Source organism: Haloparvum sedimenti (assembly GCF_001462205.1).
In the GTDB taxonomy this organism is placed as follows: domain Archaea; phylum Halobacteriota; class Halobacteria; order Halobacteriales; family Haloferacaceae; genus Haloparvum; species Haloparvum sedimenti.
This window is the reverse complement of sequence record NZ_LKIR01000054.1, coordinates 5,687-14,000: the sequence shown is the minus strand read 5'-3', so window position 1 is coordinate 14,000 and position 8,314 is coordinate 5,687. Positions and strand designations below refer to the sequence as shown.

The following is an 8,314-nucleotide window of genomic DNA, read 5'->3' as shown; positions in this document are numbered from 1 at the left end:
GGCGGTCGCCGACGGTGGCGAGGTGGACGATGAGTAGCACCCACGCGCACACTTACGGCCGCCAGCTGACGGCAGCAGAGTACGCCCTCGAGGAATCCGGTCGCGTCGACCCGACGAACACGACGTCGATCCAGCGGTCGCTCGCCCGATTCCTCCGTGGTCGGATCGGCCACCTCAACTCGGACATCCGCCAGCTGCTCGTTGAGGAGGACGCGCTCGGGCTCGGCGACAGTACCGGCGGGCGATGGGCCGATCTCTCCGCGGCGGAGACCGCCCGCCGGTTCGACGACTGGCTGCAGCGGGCGATCCAGGCGGAAGTCCTCGACCCGATCGAGGCGCGGAAGGTCCGCGACTGGTTCGAGCGGGCGAGTAAACAGGCCGCCCGAACCGCGAACGGCGAGCTCAGGCGGTTCGGCGTGGATGTCGATCCCGCGGACGACGTCATCCAACAGGACGCCATCCAGGACCAAATCGATCTCCAGCAGGAGGACACCCGGCAGCGAGTCGAGTCATGGATGGACGACTACGCGACCGACGCGCGGTCGCTCGTGACGGCCGCGGTCGGGGGCAACGTCGCGAAGTCGCAGTTGATGCGCGACATCTCAGAGCGGGCGCAGGTGTACAAGTCGCAGGTCACTGCCACTGCGAGCGGCCGGGTGGTGAACCAGTACAACACGACGAAGCTGACCTCGTACGACCGGGTCGACGAAGCCGTCGAACTCGACGTCGAGGCGGAGTACCAGACCGCCGGCGACGACAAGGTCTGCGATCAGTGCCGTGGTCTCGCCGGCACCTACAGTCTCGAGGAGGCGCAGCAGCTCGTCATCCCGGACGACACGCACAACAACTGCCGGTGTCAGTGGCGCGTGACTGACGTTCGCGACGTCTTCTGACCGACGGCGTGCCCGGGCCGATGACCCCCGTACGACACCCGCCGCGAGAGCGGTGAGGGGCGAGGACCCGGGCCGACGAAACTCACAGACATGACATGAAAACCCACAACGAAGACCTGCGGGTGTCGGCCCGGACGTGCCGGCTCACCGCATCTGCAGAGAACGACGAGGACGATCCGCCGTGGCGATTCGGCGGGATCGCTGTCGCTGCAGGCGACATCCTCCACACGCAGGAGGGCGAGCGCGTCCTCTTTACGGAGGAGGAGCTGAAGGCCGCCGCCGAGACGCAGGCGGGAGAACCACTCACGAAGGACCACCCTGAGGACGACCAGGGTCGGCCGAAGTACCCGCCGGACGTCGACGAGGCGGTCGGGAAGGTCCCGAAGGCCGGCTGGGTCGAGTCCGAGGGCGGCGTCGGCTACGAGGCTACCACCCACGACGAGACGATCGCCGCCGGCGTGCAGGGCGGGAGCTACGAGGTGTCCGTCCACCCGTTCTTGGTCACCGAGCCGTACGACGGTCCGGAGGCGGACGTCAAGGCGGTCGACATCGTCTTCGGCGACCTTTCGGTCGTCTCGAAGGGCGACTCCCCGAGCAACACTGCGCAGTGGGGGCCCAACCAGGCGCTCGCCTCCTGGACGGAGACGGCAGACATCGGCTCGGAGCTCACGGCCGCGGCCGACGTCGACGACGATGGCGACACCCGGTCGCTCGTTCGCCGGCTCGCGGAGCGGGTCGGCATCGTCGACTCGCAGGACCGGCGCGGCGGCGTCTTCTTCCCCGACCAGACGACCGACGGCGACGCCGTCGAGATCGGCGACGCGAGCTTCGACGATGCCCCGTGGCTGATCACGGTCCACGCTTCGGGCGAGGAGTACACCGACGTCGGCGCCGGCCTCGGACCGGAGCTCGGGATGAGCGACCCCTTCGAGCCCGGGGAGTACCCGACCGAGACCCAGATCAGCCTCGACGAGTCGATCGAGGAGGACCAGACGCTGTTCGCGCTGCTTCGGTACCACGCGGACGGCGAGGTCTCGGAGCCGATCCCGCGGAGCGACGGCGGTCACTACCTCGACTCCGGCTTCGTCGCGGTCGCGCCTGACGGCGTGATGGACGGCGAGGCCAGCGAGGCGACAGCAGGCGCAACGGACGGCGACGAACCGGCGGAATCCGGCTCGGACACAGACACCAACATGGGAGACAACGCAGACGGCACGACCGACGGACCGAACGACCCTGACGGCGGCGACGCCGGCGGGGACGACAACAAGACGCTGGGCGAGATGACGCCCGACGAAGCGGCCGACCAGCTCGGCGACGCCCTCCGAGATCAGGGCTTCGTCACTGAGGACGACGCCGATCAGATCGTCGATCAGGCCACCGCGAAGAACGAGAAGGCCGAGAAGGTCGCCGAGATCCTCGCGAAGAGCGACGACTACGACGAGGAGGACCGCGAGGACCTCATGGCCTCTGCGGACTCGCTGATCGACAAGGAGTACAAGCGCGTCCGAGGTGAGCTCGCGGCGAGCATGCCCGGGAACGCGGGCGCGGCGTCGACGCTGACGGCCGGCTCGGACGACGCGGTTGACGAGTACGGCACCGGCGTCAAGGAGGACTAACTCATGATCGCAGAGCACCAGAGCGTCATCGCACAGGTCCACAACGAGAACAGCTTCCTCGAAGGCGAGGCTGACGCGGCCCTTGACCCGGGAACGGGCGCGGTCGCGTACAAGGACGCCGACGGCAACTGGCACGTCCGGCAGGCCGGTGCCGACGAGAACACCAAGCGCGTCGTTCGCGAACAGCGGAACCCGCCCCGCGGCGGGATGACCGTCACGGACACCGGCACCAGCGCCCTCGACCAGGGCTACAACGCCGGCGACAACACCGAGACCATCGGCTTCCTCCGGTACGACCGGGCGCGGCTCCGCAAGAGTTCGAACTGCTCGGCCGACCCGACTGACGCCGAGGCGGCGTGGGACCAGAACGGTCACATCGTCGACGCCGGCGGGACGGTCGACGGGACGAACTCGCCGACTGAGTTCGTCGGTCGCATCGTGGAAGAGATCACGCGGTCCAACGAGGACAACCTCCTCATCGTGGAGTTCTACTGATGTCCATGAACGTTTCGAGCCCCGAGGTCTCGGGGCCCAAGGAGTTCGAGGACTCGATTCCCCTGACCGCTCAGGCGGCACTGTACAACCCCATGAAGAGCGCCCGCGAGCAGGCGCTCGCCCAACTCCGGGCGGACTCGGTGTTCGGCCCGGACACCTGGAACCAACTCGACGAGGCGACCGGCGTCACGTCGACGTCGGACAAGAGCCAGCTGCAGGAGCTGACCGCGGACTCGACGCTCGTCGTCGACTCGTGGGAGCAGATCACCGACATGGTGCTCGACAGCCAGTTCGTCGAGTCGACCATCGTCGACCAGCTCATCGGCGCCGGCTTCGGCGTCTCCTCGAGTCTGTCGCGGTACGCCTACTTCAACCCGATGAGCAACACCCGGCTCGAAGCCGAGACGGGGATGAACATGCGGACGCAGTCCGAACAGCAGATGCCCGGCTTCGGGCTGGACGGCGTCCCGCTCCCGCTGCACCAGGTCGAGTACCAGATCGACGCGCGGGAGTACCAGAACGCACAGGCGTTCGGTGAGGACTTCGACGACTCCGTCGGGACTGAGGCGCGCCGTGCGCTGAACCGCTCGGAGACTGACACTCTCTGGGACGGGTGGGGCGGCAACATCGAGACCGAGCGTGGTCTCGTCAGCGTCGACGGACTCGACAGTGACGCCACCCCTATCCTCCAGGCGTCTGGTTCTGCCGGCTGGATCACGGACCCGAACAACATCCTCGCGGACTTCAAGGAACTCCACGACACCGTCGAGAACCAGACCGACGTCTACGACCAGGACGACGTCCCGCTGGTCTCGGAAGTCGGTGGGTGGGTGTTCGTTCCCCGTGGGATGTGGGGCGAGTACTCCCGTGAGGACTACGAGACGTCGGCGACCGACGAGCCGGTCAGCGAGCGCATCGAGCGCAAGTACGACCACCTGAACGTCGTGCCGGCGCCGCGTCTCGACAGCGACTCGCTGATCATGGTCCTAAACGACCCGCGCTACTTCCAGATCGTCAACGCCCAGGGTGTGACCAACACCACCTGGGAGTCCGACGGTGGTGCCGCACTGAACGCCCGCCTGCTCTCCTCGCGGACGCCGTTCGTCCGCAAGCAGCCGGACAAGATCAACGGCATCGTCCGGATGACCGGCATCAACGCCTGATACTCATGTCTGAGGACACTGTTCGTGTTCGCGTCGACCGTGGCGAGTACCGCCACGAGCGCGAGCACTACACGGAAGGCGACGAGCTGGAGGTTCCAGAGAAGACGCTGCGGAAGCACCCGCGCTCGCTCACGCGAGTCGAGGACTCCGAGGCGTCGGTCGACGACGGTGACGCGGACACCATCGACGATGGCGACGACGAGATCGTGGTCGATCCGGACCCGTCCGAGCGAACCGTCGACGAGCTTCGCGACCGGGTCGAGGATGTCGAGGATGTCGACCTCCTGGAGGCAATCAAGGACGCCGAAGAGGACGGCAAGGACCGGGAGACAGCCAAGGACGCCATCGACGCCCGCATCGCGGAACTGGAGGGGTAGGCAATGTCCGACTACCGGAGTAGCGTCGAGAAGGTCCGCGCGGAGTTGGAACGGACGGATTTCCCAACGGTCCAGCTGTCTGACCCACAGATCAAGACGGTCGGGCTCGACCCGGCGAACCTCATCGTCGAGGAGGACCTCGCCGACACGGGGCAGTCGGACGACCGTCTCGCGCTGATCGAGCGGTATCTCGCCGGCCACAACATCCTCGCGTCCGGGATCGATGACCTCCGCCAGACGACATCGGAGCAGACCGACCGCGAACGGAAGTCCTACGCCGGCGAGTTCGGGGAGGACCTCAAGTCGACGACACTCGGCCAGAAGGCGCTCACGATGGACCAGTCGGGGACACTCGCCGACATGGCGAAGCCGACCGCGTCCATCACCGTGCCGGACACGTCCGGAGGCTGGTAACCATGGCTGACCGACCAGCCGTCTACCGTCTCACGCGGTCCTGCCGCTACGGGGGTGGCGACCGACGCAGCGCCGGCGAGCTCTGGATCGACCCGCCCGAGGGCGCGGTCGACCGACTCGATCGGCACCTGGAGCGTCTCGACGAGAACGGTCGCATCCCACGCGACGAGCTCGGGACGATGCAGTACCAGCGCCTCCAGGAGCTCGCGGCCGCGGGCGACGTCGAGGACGTCGACGGGAACAGTGGCGGCGAGGCGATCGTCGACGCCTACGCGATCGACGAGTCGGAGGGTGAGGATGAGTAGCCCGCTCCTTCTGGCTCTCTTCGTCGGAGGGTTCGTGTCTGGGTTCGCGCTGGGCTACCTCCGACGAGACGCTCAGTACACTCGTTCCCGTGTCGCGGAGACGCCAGAGAACGACCCTCGCGGCCCCGACCTGGGACGGGAGGGTGGTTACGGCGTCACTAGGCCGTCCGCGGAGGACTCTCCTGATGTTCGCGTCGAGCACTCCCACGTCGGCAACGCCGAGGAGGACTGACCCATGCGCGGCACGCTCACCCATCTCGTCACGATCGAGCAGTACCAGGAGACTGGCGAGACCGTCGACGACGGCGCCGGCGGGACCATCCCGGTCGAGGAATGGGTCGCGGTCGTCGACAACGAACCGTGCCGCTACGAGCCCGCCGGGAAGGGCTACGTCCGCGAAGACCAGGGCGGCCGCGTCTACTCGAGCCCGCGAATCTACCTCCCCGCTCGGACGGCCGGCCACATGGGTCCGAACTCCGAGTTCGTCCTCGACATCGACGAGGGTGACGACTGGCGACTCCGGCTCGCCAGCGTCGACGGCGAGTTCGCGATCCGGAGCGTAGACGTCCACTACAGCGGGCCGCAGCAACCGAGCCACGTCCTCGTCGAGCTCGAGGACGTCGAACCAGAGGGATCGTCGTGACTGCCGGCCTGGAGTGGCTCGGCGACGGGCCGGCCGGGATGATCGACGACCTGCTCAACTTCGAGGCGATCCTCATCGAGGAGATCTCCGCGGAGGCTGAAGACCTCGCGGACTCGCTACTCGATGACACCCAGGACCTCGCACCGGTCGATACTGGGGAACTCCGCGACTCGTACGAACGCGAGATCGAGGAGGTGCTCGAGGCGATCATCGAGGTCCGCGTCGTCTCCGACGTCGAACACGCGCCCTACCAGGAGTTCATGGACATCGGAACCCCACACGTCGGCCCGGCCCTCGAGCAGAACAAGAGCACGTTCGAGGACGCTGCTGAGCGCGCCTGGAACAGCGCCGTCCGGAGGCTCTCGTGACCCGCAACACCGGGAGCGGACAGCTCCGGAACGCGATCCTCGAGGACCTCCGCACGCACCAGCCGCTGCTGGACGCGCTCGACCTGAGTGGTCTTGCGGCCGTGGACGGCCCCGCAGACCCGTCGCGGCAGATCTACTCCCAGCAGACGCTGCAGGAGACCGACTACTCTGTCGGCGTCGCCGTCGGGGTGATGCGCGGCGGGGGCGGCACCTCGACATCCTCGTCGACGAGCACCGACTTCGTCGTCCAAGCGGCCGTCGTCGCCCGCCTCGGCTGGCGCCAGGCCGTCGACAACGACCCTGCTCTTGGACTCTCCGAGTCCTACATGGACGACATTCTGAGCCTCGTCGGGGAGCGCGCGAACATCGCGTTCGGCGTCTCATATCTCCAGCCCAACGGGCCGGTCGGCGGCTCCGAGATGCTGGAGTCTGACGACGGCGGCCAGTGGTCGCTCCCCGCGCGGTGGAGCGTCACGCGGACGGTCGTCGGCAACGACGGCCCGCGAGCATAGCGCAGTAACCGACCCACAGACAACACACTCATGAGTTCCGCACCCAGCGACTACGACCCGACTGAAACGCTTGTGGGTGTGTCCGGAAAAACGCCGAAAACGCCACACAGAACGTTTATGCCGGTTGCTAACCATTTAACGATAAGCGCGGTTGACCTCTTGAAAGTAGAGGCCGGTGTTGAAGCCACCGACCCCGCGCTTCGGAGCAACCGAAGCATGAGCCAAGACAACCCCGACGGCAATAACGGTAGCGTTGAGTGTCTCTCCTGTGACCGTGCGTTCTCCACTCAAGCTGGCATGAAGAAACATCATGCACAGATTCACGGAGAGTCCATCGCAGGAATTGAGAAAGTGTGTGAAACTTGTGGGGATACGTTCCGGGTCAGGCAAAGTCGCGCTGAGACAGCCCGATTCTGTTCGGATTCTTGTAAATACGGGGCTCGGTTTTACTGCCTTGTCCCGTGTAGCAACTGTGGGGAGGAAACCCCGAAACAGCAGTGGTATCTCGAAAACCACGACAATCAATTCTGCGACCAAGCCTGCCTCGGCGAATGGCTCAGTAAAAACTTCCACGGAGAGAACCACGCCCAGTGGGAGGGTGGAAGTGAGAACTACGGCCCAGGTTGGACTGAAACGAAGAAAGACTCCGTCCGAGAGCGCGACGGGAATGAGTGTCGACGCTGCGGGATCGGTCGGGAAGACCACCTTGACACCTACGGCCGGGATCTCAACGTCCATCACGTCGTCCCTGCGCGGAAGATCGACGACCCAGAAGAGCGCCACGCACTGGCCAATCTGGTTACACTCTGTCAGTCCTGCCACCCGCACGTCGAACAGTCGGCGAAGGAGGAGGGAGTCGCCGACTGACGCCGCGTCCGATGACCCGTTGGGGCGAGGACCGCATTCTGACACGTCATCGGAGCGAGAACAGCTAGCCGATCGAATCAGCGAACCTTACAACAACAGAACACAACCATGAGCAGCGCACCCAGCAGCTACGACGAAACCGAGACCTTGTCGGGAGCCTGGACCGACGTCTCCGTCGTCCAGGATCCCGGAGCAACCGGAGAGACCGAAACGTTCCTCGCCCGAACCGCGGGCGATATCTCGATCACGCCGAACACGAATCAGTGGGAGAGCGAGCCGAACGCCTCCCGCCACCGGCAGTCCGGCACGGAGCACGTCGACTACACGATCGAGATCCCGCTCGACCACAATGCAGATTTGGATCTGCAGGAGCTCGGCGTCATCGACGACACCACGATGGCGCGGATCTTCAACGAGATCCACGACGCCGTCCGCCTCTACGTCTTCAAGGACCGCGAGGACGCCGACGGCGCGGAGGTCATCCAGCGCGAGGCGGCCCGCGTCCGCGTTGAGGAGACCGAAGAGGAGTTCGCCAGCGGTGACCCGGCGAACGCGACCATCACCCTGCGCGTGATGGGCGAGATCAAGCACGAGTTCTCCACGGTCTGATCATGTCCGGAGCAGCCACGAACGGCGCGTCCGGCACGACCGATCACTT

General features: G+C 66.1%; 13 protein-coding genes. All 13 read left to right on the top strand.

Annotation, left to right across the window (positions count from 1 at the left end; all coding sequences use genetic code 11):
• Positions 1 to 29: 29 nt before the first annotated feature.
• The 13 genes from AN233_RS03210 (at position 30) to AN233_RS03155 (ending at position 8,265) form a co-directional block, all read left to right on the top strand.
• Positions 30 to 893 carry a phage minor head protein gene (locus AN233_RS03210; protein WP_058365413.1) on the top strand — a complete coding sequence of 288 codons (864 nt, stop codon included), beginning with the start codon at positions 30 to 32 and terminating at the stop codon, positions 891 to 893.
• Between the two features lie 95 nt (positions 894 to 988).
• Entirely contained in the window at positions 989 to 2,512 is a 1,524-nt protein-coding gene (locus tag AN233_RS03205; RefSeq protein ID WP_058365412.1) for a DUF7282 domain-containing protein, read from the top strand.
• A 3-nt stretch (positions 2,513 to 2,515) separates the two neighbouring features.
• Positions 2,516 to 3,007, top strand: coding sequence for a hypothetical protein (locus tag AN233_RS03200; RefSeq protein WP_058365411.1), 492 nt, complete (start codon positions 2,516 to 2,518; stop codon positions 3,005 to 3,007).
• A 5-nt stretch (positions 3,008 to 3,012) separates the two neighbouring features.
• Entirely contained in the window at positions 3,013 to 4,170 is a 1,158-nt protein-coding gene (locus AN233_RS03195; RefSeq protein ID WP_245625987.1) for a bacteriocin, read from the top strand.
• A gap of 5 nt (positions 4,171 to 4,175) precedes the next feature.
• Positions 4,176 to 4,547 carry a hypothetical protein gene (locus AN233_RS03190; RefSeq protein ID WP_058365409.1) on the top strand — a complete coding sequence of 124 codons (372 nt, stop codon included), beginning with the start codon at positions 4,176 to 4,178 and terminating at the stop codon, positions 4,545 to 4,547.
• A gap of 3 nt (positions 4,548 to 4,550) precedes the next feature.
• Complete coding sequence (locus tag AN233_RS03185; RefSeq protein ID WP_058365408.1) at positions 4,551 to 4,961, top strand: hypothetical protein; 411 nt, start codon at positions 4,551 to 4,553, stop codon at positions 4,959 to 4,961.
• A gap of 2 nt (positions 4,962 to 4,963) precedes the next feature.
• A complete protein-coding gene (locus AN233_RS03180) occupies positions 4,964 to 5,266 on the top strand; it encodes a hypothetical protein (RefSeq protein ID WP_058365407.1) in 303 nt (100 codons plus the stop codon).
• Positions 5,259 to 5,498, top strand: a complete 240-nt coding sequence (locus tag AN233_RS03175) for a hypothetical protein (RefSeq protein WP_058365406.1) — start codon at positions 5,259 to 5,261, stop codon at positions 5,496 to 5,498. The genes AN233_RS03180 and AN233_RS03175 overlap by 8 nt, the downstream gene beginning before the upstream one ends.
• A 3-nt stretch (positions 5,499 to 5,501) precedes the next feature.
• Positions 5,502 to 5,909 carry a hypothetical protein gene (locus AN233_RS03170; protein WP_058365405.1) on the top strand — a complete coding sequence of 136 codons (408 nt, stop codon included), beginning with the start codon at positions 5,502 to 5,504 and terminating at the stop codon, positions 5,907 to 5,909.
• Positions 5,906 to 6,277 (top strand): HK97 gp10 family phage protein, encoded by a 372-nt coding sequence (locus tag AN233_RS03165; protein WP_058365404.1) that lies wholly within the window; start codon positions 5,906 to 5,908, stop codon positions 6,275 to 6,277. Before AN233_RS03170 ends, AN233_RS03165 begins: the two co-directional genes overlap by 4 nt.
• Positions 6,274 to 6,789 carry a hypothetical protein gene (locus tag AN233_RS03160; RefSeq protein ID WP_058365403.1) on the top strand — a complete coding sequence of 172 codons (516 nt, stop codon included), beginning with the start codon at positions 6,274 to 6,276 and terminating at the stop codon, positions 6,787 to 6,789. Before AN233_RS03165 ends, AN233_RS03160 begins: the two co-directional genes overlap by 4 nt.
• Before the next feature lie 30 nt (positions 6,790 to 6,819).
• Entirely contained in the window at positions 6,820 to 7,656 is an 837-nt protein-coding gene (locus tag AN233_RS16180) for an HNH endonuclease (protein ID WP_080508321.1), read from the top strand.
• Positions 7,657 to 7,764: 108 nt separating this feature from the next.
• The gene (locus tag AN233_RS03155; protein WP_058365402.1) at positions 7,765 to 8,265 is read left to right on the top strand and encodes a hypothetical protein; all 501 of its coding nucleotides are present in this window, start codon (positions 7,765 to 7,767) and stop codon (positions 8,263 to 8,265) included.
• The last annotated feature ends 49 nt before the right edge of the window (positions 8,266 to 8,314 follow it).